The sequence below is a fragment of the Corallococcus interemptor genome (assembly GCF_003668875.1).
Lineage (GTDB): Bacteria > Myxococcota > Myxococcia > Myxococcales > Myxococcaceae > Corallococcus > Corallococcus interemptor.
The window spans coordinates 21228-37904 of sequence record NZ_RAWM01000031.1 but is presented as its reverse complement, the minus strand read 5'-3'; the positions used below and the strand labels follow the sequence as shown (position 1 = coordinate 37904).

The 16677-nt window shown below is 68.8% G+C and carries 15 protein-coding genes and 1 tRNA gene; 11 read left to right on the top strand and 5 right to left on the bottom strand.

Annotated features, from left to right (window positions below; translation table 11 throughout):
* The first annotated feature begins 56 nt into the window (after positions 1 to 56).
* Positions 57 to 929 (top strand): MaoC family dehydratase, encoded by an 873-nt coding sequence (locus D7X96_RS14320; protein ID WP_121769958.1) that lies wholly within the window; start codon positions 57 to 59, stop codon positions 927 to 929.
* 48 nt (positions 930 to 977) lie between these two features.
* Here the strand turns inward: D7X96_RS14320 and D7X96_RS14315 are convergent, their stop codons facing one another.
* A complete protein-coding gene (locus D7X96_RS14315) occupies positions 978 to 1214 on the bottom strand; it encodes a helix-turn-helix domain-containing protein (RefSeq protein WP_043321491.1) in 237 nt (78 codons plus the stop codon).
* Between the two features lie 308 nt (positions 1215 to 1522).
* Between D7X96_RS14315 and D7X96_RS14310 the strand changes: the two genes are divergently transcribed.
* From D7X96_RS14310 to D7X96_RS14285, 6 genes are all read left to right on the top strand, one after another.
* Positions 1523 to 1930: a (deoxy)nucleoside triphosphate pyrophosphohydrolase gene (locus D7X96_RS14310; protein WP_120549460.1), complete on the top strand. Its 408-nt coding sequence runs from the start codon at positions 1523 to 1525 to the stop codon at positions 1928 to 1930.
* A gap of 2 nt (positions 1931 to 1932) precedes the next feature.
* A complete protein-coding gene (locus D7X96_RS14305) occupies positions 1933 to 2871 on the top strand; it encodes a hypothetical protein (protein ID WP_120549461.1) in 939 nt (312 codons plus the stop codon).
* A 148-nt stretch (positions 2872 to 3019) separates the two neighbouring features.
* Entirely contained in the window at positions 3020 to 5065 is a 2046-nt protein-coding gene (gene ftsH / locus D7X96_RS14300) for an ATP-dependent zinc metalloprotease FtsH (RefSeq protein ID WP_370450121.1), read from the top strand.
* Between the two features lie 105 nt (positions 5066 to 5170).
* A complete protein-coding gene (locus tag D7X96_RS14295; protein ID WP_120549463.1) occupies positions 5171 to 5419 on the top strand; it encodes an RNA polymerase sigma factor region1.1 domain-containing protein in 249 nt (82 codons plus the stop codon).
* Positions 5420 to 5506: 87 nt separating this feature from the next.
* Positions 5507 to 6094 (top strand): nucleotide exchange factor GrpE, encoded by a 588-nt coding sequence (locus tag D7X96_RS14290; protein WP_120549464.1) that lies wholly within the window; start codon positions 5507 to 5509, stop codon positions 6092 to 6094.
* 62 nt (positions 6095 to 6156) lie between these two features.
* Entirely contained in the window at positions 6157 to 7692 is a 1536-nt protein-coding gene (locus D7X96_RS14285; protein WP_167510839.1) for a trypsin-like peptidase domain-containing protein, read from the top strand.
* An 18-nt stretch (positions 7693 to 7710) separates the two neighbouring features.
* Here D7X96_RS14285 and D7X96_RS14280 read toward each other — a convergent pair whose 3' ends face one another.
* A complete protein-coding gene (locus D7X96_RS14280) occupies positions 7711 to 8346 on the bottom strand; it encodes a DUF6066 family protein (protein WP_120549466.1) in 636 nt (211 codons plus the stop codon).
* A 198-nt stretch (positions 8347 to 8544) separates the two neighbouring features.
* On the opposite strand from D7X96_RS14280, the gene D7X96_RS14275 reads away from it, so the two are divergent.
* Positions 8545 to 8904, top strand: coding sequence for a PilZ domain-containing protein (locus tag D7X96_RS14275; RefSeq protein ID WP_120549467.1), 360 nt, complete (start codon positions 8545 to 8547; stop codon positions 8902 to 8904).
* 86 nt (positions 8905 to 8990) lie between these two features.
* On the opposite strand, the gene D7X96_RS14270 is transcribed toward D7X96_RS14275, so the two are convergent.
* Positions 8991 to 10541 (bottom strand): Glu/Leu/Phe/Val family dehydrogenase, encoded by a 1551-nt coding sequence (locus D7X96_RS14270; RefSeq protein WP_120549468.1) that lies wholly within the window; start codon positions 10539 to 10541, stop codon positions 8991 to 8993.
* A gap of 296 nt (positions 10542 to 10837) precedes the next feature.
* Here D7X96_RS14270 and D7X96_RS14265 point away from each other — a divergent pair.
* Positions 10838 to 10913, top strand: a tRNA-Thr gene (locus D7X96_RS14265).
* Positions 10914 to 10970: 57 nt separating this feature from the next.
* On the opposite strand, the gene D7X96_RS14260 is transcribed toward D7X96_RS14265, so the two are convergent.
* Together D7X96_RS14260 and D7X96_RS41760 are read right to left on the bottom strand one after the other, a co-directional pair.
* A complete protein-coding gene (locus D7X96_RS14260; protein ID WP_121723392.1) occupies positions 10971 to 11588 on the bottom strand; it encodes an ankyrin repeat domain-containing protein in 618 nt (205 codons plus the stop codon).
* Positions 11589 to 11597: 9 nt separating this feature from the next.
* Entirely contained in the window at positions 11598 to 12983 is a 1386-nt protein-coding gene (locus tag D7X96_RS41760) for an eCIS core domain-containing protein (RefSeq protein ID WP_199746970.1), read from the bottom strand.
* 1592 nt (positions 12984 to 14575) lie between these two features.
* Between D7X96_RS41760 and D7X96_RS14250 the strand changes: the two genes are divergently transcribed.
* Together D7X96_RS14250 and D7X96_RS14245 are read left to right on the top strand one after the other, a co-directional pair.
* The gene (locus tag D7X96_RS14250; RefSeq protein ID WP_121769957.1) at positions 14576 to 16120 is read left to right on the top strand and encodes a phage tail sheath family protein; all 1545 of its coding nucleotides are present in this window, start codon (positions 14576 to 14578) and stop codon (positions 16118 to 16120) included.
* Between the two features lie 12 nt (positions 16121 to 16132).
* Positions 16133 to 16663 (top strand): phage tail protein, encoded by a 531-nt coding sequence (locus D7X96_RS14245; protein ID WP_120549472.1) that lies wholly within the window; start codon positions 16133 to 16135, stop codon positions 16661 to 16663.
* Positions 16664 to 16677: the final 14 nt, after the last annotated feature.

Below are 16677 nucleotides of genomic sequence, written 5' to 3'. Positions count from 1 at the left end.
CAGCGCGGCGCACAAATCCCGCGCGCGGCGGGAGCGGGTGTCGGAGAATCCTCCGCATGTCCGCTCCCATCCTCGACCTGCACTCGCTCCCGGCGATGCCCGCCACGCTCCTGCGCGCGGCGAACCCCTTCGGGAAGTCCCGGGGCCGCGCCACGCTGCCGGCGCTGACGCTGAGGGCCCACGGCTGCCGCGCGTCGCCCGTGCTGCTGGAGCGCTACCGCACCGCGTGCGGCTTCGACGCGGACGGCTTCCTGCCGCTCCCGTATCCGCAGGTGCTGGCGACGCCGCTGCACCTGCAGCTGCTGGGGCTGCCCGACTTCCCGTACTCCGCGATGGGCATCGTGCACGTGCGCAACCTCATCCAGCAGCACCGCCGCGTGCCGGACACCGCCGGGCTCACCGTGGCCTGCCGCTTCGACGGCCAGCGCGACGTGCCCGCCGGCCAGGAGTTCGACATCGAGACGCGCGTCGAAGCCCAGGAGACCGGTGAGCTGCTCTGGCAGGCCGTCAGCACCCTGCTGCGCCGCGGTGCCGCCCGGAAGGACAAGGACGGCGCGCGCAAGGCCCCGCCTCCGGAAGACCCGCGCTTCGCGTCCAGCCGTCCCGCGGCCTGGAGCATCCCCGCCGACACCGGACGCCGCTACGCGCGGGCCTCCGGTGACTTCAACCCCATCCACCTCACCGCCCTCACCGCGAAGCCGTTCGGCTTCTCGCGCGCCATCGCGCACGGCATGTGGACGCTCGCGCGCTGCGTGGCGGAGCTGGGCGAAGCGGCCCACGCGGACGCGCTCCGGCTGGATTGTGACTTCAAGAAGCCCCTGCTCCTGCCGTCCCGGGTGACGTTCCAGACGGCTCGCGAGTCCGCGGGCGTCGCGTTCCGGGTGCTGTCGGAGGAGGGGAAGCCGCACCTGGTGGGGCGGCTGGGCTGACGGGGCGAGCGACGCGCCGGCGGGCCGGGGAGGGGCCCGCCAGACGCGTCAGTCACTCAGCTCCGGGAGGTCCGGCAGGCTGTCCGGGTCCAACTTCATCAGGGCGCACAGCCGGCTCAGCGTGGGAATGGTGGGGACCATCACCCCTCGCTCGACGCGGGCCAGCACTTCCACGCCCAGTTCCAGATGCTCCGCGACTTCCTCCATGGAGAGCCCCGCCTGCTGCCGCGCTGCCTTCAGCGCGGCGCCAAGCGCCTCGGCCCGCTCTCTCCGACTCTGTGTCATCCCCCGAGCATGGCGCCATCCGGCCCTCACGTCACTTGAATCCCACACGCCCCCCTCACGGACGGCGGCCCGGCCGGGGAGCGCTTCTTTGGGACGTGAAGTCCCCAACAGCCCACTCCCCCCCTGGGTCCAGGCCCGCATCACCCCTTCCGGAACCGTCCCGGGGGACGATGCCGGACGGGGTGGCCGCGCGTCCCGGCCATGTGCACGCTCCTGTCCAGGAGGGGCCTTGCACATTGGCGCCGGACAGGGCCTGTGTTACGCCGCCGCACCCTGTCTTCTTTGGGACCCCAATCGAGGAGAAGTGAATGACCCGTCGTCACGTGCGCGTCGTCGGCGCCATGCTCCAGAACGAGATGGGTCGCTACCTCATCACCCAGCGTCCTCCCACCGCGTCGCTGCCCCTCCTGTGGGAGTTCCCGGGCGGCCGGGTGGAGGAGGGGGAGCACGACACGGCGGCGCTCGCCCGCGAGCTCCACGAGGAGATGGGGGTCCGCATCGAGGTGCTCGAGCAGGTCATGCACACCCATCACGAGTACCCGACCTACGACATCGACTTCCGGGTGTTCCGCTGCCGCCTGAGCAACCCGGACGCGGAGATCCACCACCTGCGCGTGCATGACCACCGCTGGGTGGCGCTGGAGGAGATGGGCCAGTACCGCTTCCCCGACGCGGACGCGAAGACCCTGGCCCGCCTGCTGGACCTGGACCACTGACCGTGCGCTCCTCCCTGCGCCTGTTCGCCGCCGCGGGCCTCCTCGTGTCCGCGGCCTGCTCCAGCTCCCGTCCCGCCTCCACGGCCTCCAGCGCCCCAGACGCGGGCATGCCGCAGGTGCCCGCCACGGGGATGGAGGGCTGCGTGCTCTACAAGGACGGCCGCCAGACGGGCACCGTCCCCCGCCAGGTCCCGGAGCTGTCCGGGCTGGCCGCCAGCCAGAAGCACCCGGGCATCTTCTGGGGACACAACGACTCCAACAATCCCTTCGAGCTCTTCGCCCTGGATGAGACGGGCGCCGTGAAGGCCACGCTCACGCTCACCGGTTCGGATCCGCGCGACATCGAGGACATCGCCGTGGGCCCCTGCGCGCCGGGGAACAAGGACAGCTGCATCTTCCTGGCGGACACTGGCGACAACTTCGAGCGGCGCAAGGAGCCGCGCCTGTTCCGGCTCCCCGAGCCGGCTTCCGTCGCCGACGCCACGCTCCCGGTGGAGACGCTGAGCTTCGTCTACGAGGACGGCGCCCACGACGCGGAGTCGCTCATCGTCGACGCGAGATCCGGGCAGGTGGGCATCCTCACCAAGACGCGCGCGTCCCTGGGCGACCTGTACGCGGTGGAGGGCCTGAAGCCCGGCGCCACGGGCAAGGCGCGCAAGCTGGGCACCCTGCGCGTGCCGGATGACGTGGACCGCCTGTCCACGGCCGCCGCCCTGCACCCCTCCGGCGAGCGCCTGCTGGTGCGCACGTACACCCGCGTATGGGAGCTGCGCCGCCCGGACGCGAAGCGGCTGGAGGACTTCGTCCAGGCGCAGGTGGTGGAGGTCCCCGGCGCCAGCCAGGCCCAGTCCGAGGCGGTGACGTACCTCCAGGACGGCCGCGGCTACCTGTTGGGCAGTGAGTTCGCGGGCGAGCCCCTGGTCCGCGTCGACTGCCGCTGATCGGACAGTCCTGACCTCCTTCGTTGTCGTCCGATCACGCCCGGCGGTTGACGGCTTGGCGGTGGTGACCATCTTTGGCCGGCTGAGGGAACCGTCATACGACATGGTGTCGTGTGCACGGGGGAGGGGGAGGGCGAGCGTGCCGACGATGAAGCCACAGGACCTGCCGCCGGGGATGGGCCCGCGCGGAAAGAAGAGCGACAAGCCAACACCCACGAAAGGTGGGTTCAAGTTCGGCTCACCACTGGGCTACATCCTCCTGCTCGTCCTGGGGTTCCTGCTGTTCCGGAACGTGTTTCAGGACGCGGGTGTGCGCCGGGTGTCGTACAGCCAACTGCGCGACGCGGTGGAGAACGGCCAGTTCAGCCGCGTGCAGATTTCAAACGAGTGGGTGAAGGGCTTCCTCAAGGACAACGCCCAGCCTCCTCCGGGCGAGCGCGGCACGCTGCGCAGCGAGCCCAGCGCCCTGCCGTGGATGGCCTACCGCGTCCCCGGTGACGAGGGCCTGGTGCCGCTCCTGGAGCAGAAGGGCGTCCAGTTCGAGGCCGTCCCGCAGTCGAGCTTCAGTGAAGTGTTGTGGATCTGGCTCATCCCGATGGGCCTGCTCATCCTCTTCTGGAGCTTCATGATGCGCCGGATGTCCGGCGGCATGGGCCAGGGTCCGCAGAGCGTCATGTCCTTTGGCAAGACGCGCGCGAAGGTGCAGGCCGAGGCCGACACCGGCGTGGGCTTCAAGGACGTGGCCGGCGTGGACGAGGCCGTGGACGAGCTTCGCGAAATCGTCGAGTTCCTCAAGACGCCGGAGAAGTTCCGCCGCCTGGGTGGCCGCATCCCCAAGGGCGTGCTGCTCGTGGGCCCTCCGGGCACGGGCAAGACGCTGCTGGCGCGCGCCGTCGCGGGTGAAGCGGGCGTGCCCTTCTTCAACCTCTCCGGTTCGGAGTTCGTGGAGATGTTCGTCGGCGTGGGCGCGGCCCGCGTCCGCGACCTCTTCGCCCAGGCCACCGCCAAGGCGCCGTGCATCATCTTCATCGACGAGCTGGACGCCATCGGCAAGAGCCGCAACTCGGGCGTGGCCGGCGGCCATGACGAGCGCGAGCAGACGCTCAACCAGCTGCTCGCGGAGATGGACGGCTTCGACAGCCGCGCGGGCCTCATCATCCTGGCGGCGACGAACCGCCCGGAGATCCTGGACAGCGCGCTGATGCGCCCGGGCCGCTTCGACCGGCAGGTGCTGGTGGACCGCCCGGACAAGCGCGGCCGCGAGCGGGTGCTGGAGATCCACGCCAAGGGCGTGAAGCTGTCCTCCGACGTGGACCTCAAGCAGATCGCCTCGCGCACCCCGGGCTTCGCCGGCGCGGACCTGGCCAACGTGGTGAACGAGGCGGCGCTGCTGGCCGCGCGCAAGAACCGCGACGCGGTGATGCGGGCGGACTTCGAGGAGGCCATCGAGCGCGTGGTGGCGGGCCTGGAGAAGAAGAACCGCCGCATGAACGAGCGCGAGAAGGAGATTGTCGCGCACCACGAGGCGGGCCACGCGGTGGTGGGCTGGATGCTCCCCTACGCCGAGCGGGTGACGAAGGTGTCCATCATCCCGCGAGGCCTGGCGGCGCTGGGCTACACCATGTCGCTGCCCCTGGAGGACCGCTACCTCATGTCGCTGGACGAGCTGCGCGACAAGATGGCGGGCATGATGGGCGGCCGCGCGGCGGAGGAGATCTTCATCGGCGAGGTGTCCACCGGCGCGTCCAACGACATCAAGCAGGCGACGGAGATCGCCAAGATGATGGTCCGCGACTACGGCATGAGCACGCTGGGTCCGGTGGCGCTGAGCGGTGAACAGGGGCCGGGCTTCTTGCGGTCCGCGGGCCTGCCGGAGTCGCGCAGCTACTCCGAGCAGACGGCGCGGATGATTGACGAAGAGGTCCGCAAGATGGTCTCCGAGGCGTTGGACCGTGCCCGGGAGGTCCTCCACACGAACCGCGACAAGGTGGAGGCCCTGGCCGCGCGCCTGCTGGCCACGGAGGTCATCGAGGAGGAGGCGATGGTCGCCATCCTGGGACCCAAGGTGCTGGCGCAGCGCGGCCTGCTCCACCCGGAGGCCCGCACGGTCATCTCCGCGCACCCCGTGGGGGGCACGGAGACCGAGCCGCCGGTGCCACCCACGCAGCACGCTGAAGGCAAGCTCGACTCGTAGCGCGAGCCTGCCTGCCCTCCAGGCAGCCCTTCGCCCACCGGATCCACCGCCAGCCTGCGGTGACCGGTGGGCGAAATTACTTTCCAACGACCAGGAGGTGTCGCCGTGGAGAACCGGATTGGGAAGAGCTACATCGCGCGCAAAGCACTGTTCGCCAAGGGCCTGAAGGATGGCCGGCTCACGGTGCAGGAGATCGAGGAGGCGCTGCCGGCGGGCACGCTGACGGCCGCCGAGCGGTGGCTCCTCTACTACTCCCTTCGCGCCGCCCAGGTGGAGATCATCGACGAGGTGACGGGTCAGGTGGATCACGGCTTCATGGCGGAGGCTCCGCCCCAGGCCCCGTCCAACCACTAGGCGCGTTGACACGACCGTCCTCGCGGTTAGGTTCGCGCCAGATCCTCTGAGGTTTCGCTTCTTTCAACCCCTGGCGCAGGTTCGACAATGGACGGCAATCCCCGCAGCGACGAGACCCCGGACACGCAGGCCCCTACCGAGACGGAGGTGGAGGCTGCCGCCGGTACGCAGCCCGAGTCCGTCCAGGATGGTGAGGTGGCGCGGCTCCAGGCGGAGCTGGAGGCGGCGCGCCGCCGGGTGAACGAGCTGGCCCGGGGGCTCCAGGACCTCACCAAGGACCGCGAGGAGTTCAAGCAGCGCATCACCCGCGAGCGGGAGCGGATGCTCGACGTGGAGCGCGGCAACGTGGCCCTCACGCTGCTGGAGGCCATCGACGAGCTGGACCTGGTGCTCAACTCCACCCAGCAGGACACATCTCCGGTGGTGCAGGGTGTGCGGATGATCCGCGACAGCCTGCTGTCCAAGGCCCAGGCCACCGGCATCGAGCGCATCCAGGTCGTGGGCCGCCCGTATGATCCGAACGTCGCCGAGGCGGCGGACATGGAGATCACCCCGGTGGAGGGGGACGACCAGAAGGTGGTCGCCGAGTTCCGCGCGGGCTACCGCCTGAAGGACCGCATCATCCGCCCGGCCCGGGTGAAGGTCGCCCGGTACGTCGCGCCCGCCCAGGCTTGAACGGCCAGGCCTGACGCGGGACGGGAAGGGCGGCGGCCACCGGTCTGTTGGGCCCTGACGCCATGGCCCGCCGTGTAAGCTGCCGCCCCGTGTCCGCTCGACTCCTCAGCGTCCTTCTCGTGGTGGCGCTCGCCCCGGTGGCGGGTGCCGCCGAGGATCCGCTCAAGCCCTGGCTCCAGGCCCGCGTGCGAGAGCACATGGCGTACTTCGCCTCCCCGCCGCCCGTGACGGCGGACGCCCCGGCCGTCGCCGGCGTGTCCGCGCTCTGGCGCGAGCGCCCCGCGGGCTACGCGGGCCTGCCCCACTTCACGCCCCCCACGTCGCTGGCGCCGCTCATCCGCGCGGTGGAGGCGGGCGTGGTGAACATCACCACGGTGGGCCCCGGCGCGATGGCGGGCGCGGTGAAGCGCTCCACCGGCTCCGGCTTCGTGCTGACGCCCGACGGGCTCGTCGTCACCAACAACCACGTGGTGGCCAACGCGCAGGGCCCGGCGGTGAACCCCACCGGCCCGGGCGTCACGGCCGGCAAGGACGGCCCCCGCGAGGTGCCGGTGCAGCAGGTGTCCGTGCGCCTGGCGGACGGCCGCGAGTTCCCCGCCGAGGTGGTGGGCCGCGACGCGTCCACGGACGTGGCGCTGCTCAAGCTGAACGGCGCCGGGCTGGGCACGCTGCCCGCCGTATTCCTGGGGGACTCCGACGCGCTGGAGGTGGGGGACTGGGTGGTGGCCATCGGCAACCCCTTCGGCCTGGACCACTCGGTGGCGCACGGGATGATCTCCGCCAAGGAGCGCGTGCTGGGCGTGGGCCAGTTCGACGACTTCATCCAGACGGACGCGCTCATCAACCCCGGCAACTCCGGCGGCCCGCTCTTCAACATGAAGGGCGAGGTGATTGGGGTGAACACGGCCATCATCAGCGAAGGGCAGGGCATTGGCTTCGCGGTGCCCATCAACCTGGTGAAGGACCTGCTGCCCAACCTGCGGGAGAACGGGAAGCTGGAGCGCGGCTGGCTGGGCGTCGTCATCAACGAGGACGGCGCGGACCCCACCGCCACCGCGCCCGTGGTGAAGGACGTCTACCGGGGCAGCCCCGCCGCCCAGGCCCACATCCGCCCGGGAGACCGGCTGGTGGCGGTGAACGGCCGGCCCATTGGCAGCTACCTCCAGCTGTTGCGCAAGGTGGCGCTCCTGGCGCCGGGCACGGAGGCGAAGCTGACGCTGCTGCGCGACGGCGGGACGCAGGAAGTCGCGGTGCGGCTGGTGGCCCGGCCCGCGCAGGAGGCCACGGAGGGGCTGTCCAACCGGGGCGGCAGCAGCGCGAACGACCTGGGCCTGGTGCTGCGGGATTTGACGCCGGAGGTGGCCGCGCCCCTGGGCTACGAGGCCTTCCTGGGCGCGCTCGTGTCCGGGGTGCTGCCGCGCAGTCCGGCGGAGCAGGCCGGCCTGCGCGCGGGCGACGTCGTGATGGAGGTGAACCGCCGCCGGGTGAAGGACACCGCCGCGGTGAAGGCCGCCCTGGAAAGGGGCAGCGCCGGGGCCAGCATCCTCCTGCGCGTCCAGCGGGGCGACGCGCTCCAGTACATCGCCATCGCCCGCTGAACCCCGGGGCCGTCCGCGCTACTTCGCGGCCGCGTCCTTGCCGTTGAGCCACAGGCCCATCTGGTTGCCGGTGCGGCCCTCGGTGACGAGGACGGCCTCGATGCGGGCGTTGACGCCGTAGGTCTTCCCGCCGCCCTTCTTGGGCAGCGTCCACACCGACTGCGGCGTGAAGACGACCTGCGCGCGCACGCCCCGGGTGCTGAAGACGCGCTGGAAGGTGCCGCCGTTCCACATGTCCGGCGCCGTGCCGCTCACCACCAGGTAGTTCATCACCGGGTTGCCCTGCGCGTCCGTCTTCTTCGGCGCGCCGTGGGACAGCCCGTACTTCCCGCCCGCGAAGAAGGGCGTGATGTTGATGGTGTACTCGTTGGTGCCCGGGTTGAAGTCGCCGGCGGACAGCATGCCCGCGTCGTCCTCGGTGATGATCATGTACAGGCGCTTGCCCGTGTACTTCTTGCGGAAGGCCTCCGCCTGCTGCTTGCACTGCGGATCCACGAGCGCCCCGTCACACTCGCCCACGTACTTCTCCAGGAAGGCCCCCAGCCCCCCCAGGGGCTCGGACTCGTCCCGCAGCTTCGCGAAGCGCGAGTCCACGTCGGCCAGGGCGAGCGTGGGCACAAGGAGGGCAAAGGCGGCGGCCAGGATGCGATTCACGGCGGGAAACTCCGGAAAAAAGGGGGGAAGGACAGCCCGGTGATGCTGCCACCGAGGCCGCGCTGGGGGCAGCGCTTTCCCGTGAAACGGGACATGGTGCGTCATGGTGCGCCAGGGTGGATGTAGGTGATTATTTTGCCTACATCATGCCACCGTGTAGTTTGCCCCTGTCCCCACCTGTTTCGGAGCCCTCCCCGCATGAACACGCAGCCCCAGGAACGCCGCTCCCACCTGCGCTTCGACAAGATCTTCACCGTGTACCTGTCCACCCAGGACGGGATGATGCGGGGCATTGGCCGCAACATCAGCGCGCGGGGCATGTTCATCGAGGTGCGTGACTCGCTGGGCCTGGGCGAGAAGCTGAAGGTGACGTTCGCGGGCGAGGACGGCACGGAGATGACGTGCCTGTGCGAGGTCCGCTACCAGGTGGCGCTGGCCTTCGGCCGCAAGGACGGGCGCCCCGGCAACAGCCGCGGCGTGGGCCTGCGCATCGTGGCCTACGAGACCCTGGATGACGCGCCGCTGCTCCTGGTGGACCGCGAGCGGGTGATGCACTGAAACACCACGGGGCACGGCCCTTCCCCTGGAAGAGGGAAGACACCGTGCCCCGGGGGGCGACGCGAGGGAGCTGGCTTCTCAGCCGGTTACTGCGAGAAGCCTTCCAGCAGGTAGTGGGCCTCGATGCGCTTGAGCGCGAGGATCATCGCGGCGCAGCGGCTGTCCACCGGCTTGCCGATGCAGTACGGGCGGCTGTCGTGCATCTCCGTCTTGCGCGGCTGGTTGCGCGAGATGTCCCGGATGATGCGGTAGTTGCGCTTCATGGCGCGCTCGAGGCGCTGATCGACCTCGGCCTCGCTCCAGCGCTCCATGCGCTTGTTCTGGATCCACTCGTAGTAGGACACCGTCACGCCGCCGGCGTTGGCGATGATGTCCGGGATGAGCTCGATGCCGCGCTTCTGCAGGACGCGGTCGGCCTCCGGAGTGGTGGGGCCGTTGGCGCCCTCCGCGATGAGCTTGACCTTGAGGCGCTCCGCGATGTCCGCGGTGATCTCGCCGCCCAGGGCCGCGGGGACCAGGATGTCCGCCTGCACGTCCCACAGGTCCTTCTTCTCGATGCGCTGCGCGCCCGGGAAGCCCACGACGGAGCGCTTGAGGTTCTTCGGATCCGACACGTACGCGGACAGCGCGTTCACGTCGATGCCGTCGCCGTTGAAGATGGAGCCGTCGGCGTCGTTCACCGCCAGCAGGCGCGCGCCCATGTTCGACAGGATGTTGGCGGCGTGGCTGCCCACGTTGCCGAAGCCCTGGAGGACGAAGGTCTTGCCCTTCACGCTCTCGCCGCGGTCGGCGTAGTAGTCCTCGATGCAGAACGCGACGCCCTGGCCGGTGGCCTTGCCGCGGCCCTCGGAACCGCCGATGCGCACGTCCTTGCCCGTGACGATGCCGCGCAGGTTGTGACGCTCGCGCTCACCGTCGGAGAACTGGCGGTAGAGGAGCGCCATGATCTCCGGGTTGGTGCCCACGTCCGGCGCCGGGATGTCGATGTTCGGCCCGATGAGGCTCTTGAGCCGGTACATGAAGCGCAGGGTGATGGCCTCGATCTCCTCGCGGCCGTACTCGCGCGGATCCAGCTGGATGCCGCCCTTGCCGCCGCCGAACGGAACCTCCGCGATGGCGGTCTTCCAGGTCATCTCCGCGGCCAGGGCCTTGAAGAGATCCAGGGACACCTCGCGGTGGTAGCGCAGGCCGCCCTTGTACGGGCCACGGGCCTGGTTGTGCTGGACGCGGTAGGCCTTGAAGCGCTGCGACTCACCGGGGACCAGCTGGTACACCAGCCCGTCCGGCAGGCGCAGGTGGCCGTGGCGGATGGCCACGTCCGAGCCCAGCAGGGCGCGGCCGTTGAGGATGAGGTTGCCGTTGGCCAGGCGCTCCAGGCCTTCGGGGTTGCGCACCTGCGTGACGGACAGGTCGGCGAAGGACTTCGCCGCCTCCGCGGACAGCGGCACGAGCCGGTCCTTGAGCTTCGCGGTGACGTAGAAGATGTGCTCGTAGTCGGGCTCTTCGAGCTCCAGACGCACCCGCTTGTCCAGGCCGATGAGATCCGCCGCGAAGTGGAAGATCTCCATCGCCTCCGTGTAGATGGTGCGCTTGGGCGTAGGGGCCGGGGCGCGCATGAAAGTCTCTTCGCTGGCCATGATGGAACGTGCTCCTTGAGGGCCCACCCCAATTGGGGGCCACTGGAAAGCGGCGCCCTTATGAGCACAGGCGCCACGGGGATTCAACCAGTCTGGCGCCAGCCCATTTCTCCATTTTGTGGAGAAAAGTCGCGGGCTTAGGCGACGCGGTGTGTCACCCCACCGGATGCACCGTGTCATGCGTGTCATGCCTTCTGGGGAATAGAAGCGGGCATGGGGGCGGGGGCTTGAAGATCCCCGGAGAAACTCCTTGCCGGGTCCGGAGGCGGGTGGTACTTACGCGCCACTTTCGGTGCGCCGACATAGCTCAGTTGGTAGAGCAACTGATTCGTAATCAGTAGGTCTCCGGTTCAAATCCGGATGTCGGCTCCAAGCAGAAGAAGGCCGGTTGCCCCCGTGGCAGCCGGCCTTTTTCGTTTTCGCGCTCTCCTACGGCCCCGACCCGAGCAGTTTCTCCGCGGCATCCCACGCGGGGCCATTCTCTGGAGTCCGCGGGGGGAGCCGCTCGCGGGCCGTGCGCCTGTCGGCATCGAGCGCCGCCGGCTCCGCTCCCGCCTCCAACAGCAGTTGCATCATGGGGACATCGAGCTGGCTGGCTGCACGTCCCAGGGCCGTCATCCCGGAGGGCCCACCTGCTTCATCGAGGGTCCGCGCCGCCCCGCAGCACAGCAGCAGCGCGGCCATCTCGTGGTCCCGCCTCTCCACGCACCAGCGCAACGGTGAGTCCCCCTCCGCGCCCACGAGGGTGGGGTCTGCTCCAGCGGCAAGGAGCAGGCGTGTGGCCTCCCGCTGATCCCTGAAGAGCGCCATCAGCAGCGGCGTGGCGTCATGGTGCCCGTCCCAGGCATCGACGGAGGCGCCCTGTCGCAGCAGGAGCACGAGCGCATCCATCGAGCCGCCCGCCTCGAGCTGCTCGATGGCTGCGTGCAGCGGGCGCCATTGGGTTGCGTCCGGCCGCAGGGCATCCGGGTCGGCGCCGCCTGACAGCAGCGTGCTGAGCTGGGCCAGGTCGTTGTTCTCAAGGGCATCGAAGAGGGGGTTCGCCATGGTGGCTGCTCAGAGGTTCGCCATCGGGTGGCCGGGAGCGCAGTTCACTGCCGCGAGGGCTCGGCAGGCCTGGAGCCCGGCCTGGAGCTGATTCATCACGTCCTGGTGGGCTTGGTCGGGCTGACCTCCGAAACACTCATCCTGGATGCGTTGCCGGATCCTCAAGCACTCTTCCACAGCTTGGATGCGCCTGCGGATCTCCGAGCACGGTCGCCTCGCGAGCCTCTTGGGGCTGACCTTGGACGGGCTGCAGCTCTCTCCTGGAATCGAGTTGCAGATCCGGTCCTTCTCTGCCTGCAGTTGATCAAGTACCGCGTCCTCGCACGTCTGGTTGGGATTGCGACGAGGGGCTGCTTGGGGGGCGACCTGGACAGAAGTGCTCGAGGAGGTGGCCTGTCCCGCCCGGATGAGCCGCTGGCGCTCCTCGGGGGGGAGTCGCCAGAACTGCTCGTATTCCTCCTGACTGCGCCAGGGGGCACGGGTCACCGGGTTGAGCGTGTCTTGCCACGGCGCCGCCGTACTGCTCGGCCACAGGAGCACGCCCAGGAAGGCTCCGATGGGCCCCGCCACCCGAGCGACGCTCCCCGCTCCTGAGATGATTCGCGCGCCCAGGCCGACACCGCCCCCGGGCCCCACGGGAACCGACGGGCGCACCGGTGGCAACGGTTCCACTGGCACCAAGGGGGGCGGCCTCACGAGGGTGGGGGGCCTGATGGGAGTGCCAGGGACCTCCGGCAGTATGCGGAACGGCGGAGGTCTCGGCGGCGGTCCAATGGACGTAGGCGACAACATGCTTGCGGCCAGCGGCGCCCCCGGTAGGGATTCCGCGACACCCGACGTGGGGGAAGGCAGAGGTGTGCCAGGCGAAGCACGGGACATGTTGGGTCCGAGCGACATGAGGTCCGGTGCGGCCCGGGACATGTTCTCTTCCTCTTCCCAGCAGCCATCGTGCTCGTCGCAGACGACCCGACGCTGGAGCGCCACCGAGCCTGCGTTAGGGGCCCGCGGCAGCTGGTGCACCTCTCGTACCGCCTTCGAACCGAGCACGGTATCCGCGTGCTGATCCGCCTCTCGCTCAGACGGGTCGTCCGCCGAGACGATGGCCAACCCGCTCTGCGACGCCTGGGGCCGTACGACACCTCCTTGCGACTGTTGGACGACATGCGCCAGCTCATGGGCCAAGAGCCGCACTCCTGTCGTGCTCTCCGGTAAATACGCGCCCCGTCTGAAGACGATGTGCTCTCCAACGGTATAGGCCTTGGCGGCGACCGCACGGGCGGAGGCATCCGCACGTGAGTCATCGTGAATACGCACGCGTTCGAAGTTGAAGCCGAACCGAGGCTCGAAGAACGCCCGGTCGGCTTGTGTCAGGCCTTTCCCAGGTGTCGCGATCACGTCATTTACGAGTGGAGGAGCCAGAGTCCGGCCAGCGTAACCTCCGGGCTCGGCTTGGCGGGACAATCGCTGGCGGTCCTCTTCCTCGCACTCACCGCACTTGCGCTGGAGGATAAGCTGCGCGCGGGAAGAGGAGGCGGGGGCAACGGGATCTCGTGACGAGGCCGCATGGACGCGAAGTCTGGATGCCACGAATCCCCCCTACGGAAATTGGCCGCAAATTGAGCCGCGTCCCATTGCTTATGGGAAGGAAGAGCGGAGTGCCTGAGTATGCCTCGTCAGGTTCCTGACGCTTCGGCGCATAGCGCATACGAAGGGGCGTCGCAGCCCACTCTTGAGTCTGCGCCGAGAGAGATGCCGTGAGTCGCAGTCAAGCGTTTGCGCATGGAGGGCGAGTTGCTGGCAGCAGCGGAGCGCTGGGACGCGTTCACGGGTGAGAGCTCCACCTCCAGGATGAGCAGCCGAAGGATTCGCTCCTTGTCAGAGCGGGGCGTCGTTGGAGCGCTCCGGAGTCCGCGCGGGTTTCTGGGGTGGCAGCAGTCCTTCCAGCCGCACCCATTGCGCGTCCGTCAGCTCTCCTCGGCTCATGCCCTCCTGGCCCCCGCCTTCGAAGGAGCTATCTGCAGACACGTCCTGGGCGGTCCGAATTCGTACGAAAACCAGAAGCCGAGGCTTGTGCGCATGGGCAAATGCGATACCGCTCGCCAAGAGTCCGGCGGATACGACTCCAAGGACACGGGCTGCCACACCGGGGAGATGGTCAAATACCAAGGCAACTTTTCATCGCCAGGTACTGGGCTGGTGATGCGCCGGGTGTTGAGCCGGGCTGGGCCATCCATGATGAGTTCTACGACGTGACCGCGGCGGCAACTGGTCAGACGGCCGCCAAGGCAATCGAATACATCCCCGCATGGAGAACGCGGGAGGGTTTCAACCATGCGAACCTGAAGGTGTGAGTCTCTGCGAATTCAGTGCCAATATTCGCATCTTCATGGGAATCGCCTGAGCGGCCGGCGAAGTGGACTCCGTCTCCTGGCCCTCCCCACCAGCAGCCGATGAAGGATGCGAGAGGGCGCTTTCTCCACAGCCCAATGTCTCTCATGGAACAATGACGCACCCGGCCAGGGTAATTACAGCGAGGGTGCCTGTTTTCAGGGAGGCGCTGATCGCAGAGGCCCCGTTGAACGTCTCAGGTCAGACGGGCGCTGACTCCCTTATGGATAGGTCCCACACGGGCAGTCATTTTCAGTCAATATTGGTGGTGACAATCCAACTTGCTTTTGGCATGGTCGCCCCATCGACTTTCGTGTGCGGAGTCCCGCAAGGGATTCCAGGGTCAGGGGGGAAACCGATGCGTCAGGAAGTCTCGCTGGAGCCACGGAACACCTGCAGCCATCACGTGCGCGACACCCACCCCAGGCCTCGCCGGGTGCGGTGACAGTCCGCCGCGTCGCGTAATCCCATCATCTGCATTCACAGACGTGCTTGTCGCACCGGCACGCGCGCTCTTCGTGCGCGCGCCGCAGGGCCCTGTCTGCGTTCGACCCGCGGCCTGGGCATTCAATACCCATTGAAGAGGGGAGGACGACTCCATGCCTGCTGCTCTCAGCTATCCGGGCGTCTACGTCGAGGAGATTCCGAGTGGGGTCCGCACCATCACCGGTGTGCCCACGTCCATCACTGCCTTCGTGGGCCGCACGCGGCGCGGGCGCACCCATGAACCGGTGGTCGTCAATGGTTACGGCGACTTCGAGCGTGTCTTCGGTGGGCTGTGGTTGGGCAGCCCGCTGAGCTTCGCCGTCCGGGACTACTTCCAGAACGGGGGCGGGCAGGCCATCGTCGTCCGCCTGGAGAAGGGCGCGTCGCCGGCTGCCTTCGCGCTGGGCACGGTGCCGTTCGTCGCCGCCAGCCCGGGCACGTGGGGCGACAACCTGCGCGTCATCGTGGACTACAACACCGTCAAGACCGGTGTCACGGAGGAGGACAACAAGCTCTTCAACCTCACCGTCACGGATACCGGCACCAACGCGACGGAGAAGTTCCTCAACCTCTCCATCGACCCGAACAGCCCGCGCTACTACCCCAACGTGCTGGCGCAGAACTCCAACCTCCTGCTCGTGGACGTGGACGCGCTGCCGGATCCGGCCCCCCGGCCGCCCGCCTCGGCGGTGGTGAACAACAAGCCGACGCCCTCCGCGCCGACCACCAAGGGCGACGATGGTGACGCGCTCGTCGCCGCCGACTTCACCGGCGACGGCTTCGCGGCCGACAAGAAGGGCCTGTACGCGCTGGAGAAGGCGGACATCTTCAACCTCCTCTGCATTCCGCCGCACTCGTTCGCGGATGACGGCGACGTCGAGGAGGCCCTGGTGACGAGCGCGGCGGCGTACTGCCTGGAGCGGCGCGCCGTCCTCATCGCGGACCCGCCCCGGGCCTGGAACACGGTGGCCAAGGCGGTGACCGGCTTCAACAACAGCAGCCTGCGCAGCAAGAACGCCGCCATGTACTTCCCGTGGCTGATCCAGCCCAATCCCCTGCGCGAGAACCAGCTGGAGGCCTTTGCTCCCAGCGGCGCGGTGGCGGGCGTGATTGCCCGCACGGACACGACGCGCGGCATCTGGAAGGCGCCGGCGGGGCTGGAGGCGCAGCTGGTGGGGGTCCCCAAGCTGAGCGTGCCGCTCACCGACCTGGAGAACGGGCAGCTCAACCCGCTGGGCCTCAACTGCCTGCGCTCGCTGCCGGCCGCCGGCCGCGTGGTGTGGGGCGCCCGGACCTCGCGCGGCAACGATCTGCTGGCGGACGAATGGAAGTACCTGCCGGTGCGCCGGCTGGCGCTCTACATCGAGGAGAGCCTGTACCGCGGCATCCAGTGGGTGGTGTTCGAGCCCAACGACGAGCCGCTCTGGTCGCAGATCCGCCTCAACGTCGGCGCCTTCATGCAGAACCTCTTCCGGCAGGGGGCCTTCCAGGGCGCATCCCCGCGCGAGGCGTACTTCGTCAAGTGCGACCGGGAGACCACCACGCGGGACGACATCAACCGGGGCGTGGTCAACATCATCGTGGGCTTCGCGCCGCTCAAGCCGGCCGAGTTCGTGGTGCTGAAGCTGCAGCAGATGGCCGGTCAGAGCGAGGCGTAAAGGAGACACCCCATGGCCCAGTTCAGCGTCAACGCGCAGCGGTTTGATCCGTACAAGAACTTCAAGTTCCGCGTGAAGTGGGACGGCAAGTACGTGGCCGGCGTGAGCAAGGTCAGCGCGCTCAAGCGCACCACGGAGGTGGTGAAGCACCGCGAGGGTGGCGACCCCAGCAGCAGCCGCAAGTCCCCCGGCCGCACCGAGTACGAGGCCATCACCCTGGAGCGCGGCGTCACCCACGACCGCGAGTTCGAGCAGTGGGCGAACAAGGTGTGGAACTACGGCTCCGGCCTGGGCGCCGAGGTCTCCCTGAAGGACTTCCGCAAGGAGATCATCATCGAGGTCTACAACGAGGCCGGGCAGCTGGCGATCGCCTACCGGGTGTTCCGGGCCTGGGTGTCGGAGTTCCAGGCGCTGCCGGACCTGGACGCCAACGCGAACGCCGTCGCCATCCAGCACATCAAGCTGGAGAACGAAGGCTGGGAGCGCGACTACGCGGTGGTCGAGCCCACGGAGCCGAGCTTCCTGGAGCCGCCCAACTCCTGACGCGGTGACGGGAC

Excerpts from the sequence above, each read along its gene's own strand:
- D7X96_RS14315 (WP_043321491.1), bottom strand. The coding sequence starts at position 1,214 with ATGACACAGAGTCGGAGAGAGCGGGCCGAGGCGCTTGGCGCCGCGCTG.
- ftsH (WP_370450121.1), top strand. The coding sequence starts at position 3,020 with ATGAAGCCACAGGACCTGCCGCCGGGGATGGGCCCGCGCGGAAAGAAG.
- D7X96_RS14275 (WP_120549467.1), top strand. The coding sequence starts at position 8,545 with ATGAACACGCAGCCCCAGGAACGCCGCTCCCACCTGCGCTTCGACAAG.
- D7X96_RS14245 (WP_120549472.1), top strand. The coding sequence starts at position 16,133 with ATGGCCCAGTTCAGCGTCAACGCGCAGCGGTTTGATCCGTACAAGAAC.
- D7X96_RS14310 (WP_120549460.1), top strand. The coding sequence starts at position 1,523 with ATGACCCGTCGTCACGTGCGCGTCGTCGGCGCCATGCTCCAGAACGAG.
- D7X96_RS14250 (WP_121769957.1), top strand. The coding sequence starts at position 14,576 with ATGCCTGCTGCTCTCAGCTATCCGGGCGTCTACGTCGAGGAGATTCCG.
- D7X96_RS14320 (WP_121769958.1), top strand. The coding sequence starts at position 57 with ATGTCCGCTCCCATCCTCGACCTGCACTCGCTCCCGGCGATGCCCGCC.
- D7X96_RS14270 (WP_120549468.1), bottom strand. The coding sequence starts at position 10,541 with ATGGCCAGCGAAGAGACTTTCATGCGCGCCCCGGCCCCTACGCCCAAG.
- D7X96_RS14290 (WP_120549464.1), top strand. The coding sequence starts at position 5,507 with ATGGACGGCAATCCCCGCAGCGACGAGACCCCGGACACGCAGGCCCCT.
- D7X96_RS14260 (WP_121723392.1), bottom strand. The coding sequence starts at position 11,588 with ATGGCGAACCCCCTCTTCGATGCCCTTGAGAACAACGACCTGGCCCAG.
- D7X96_RS14285 (WP_167510839.1), top strand. The coding sequence starts at position 6,157 with ATGGCCCGCCGTGTAAGCTGCCGCCCCGTGTCCGCTCGACTCCTCAGC.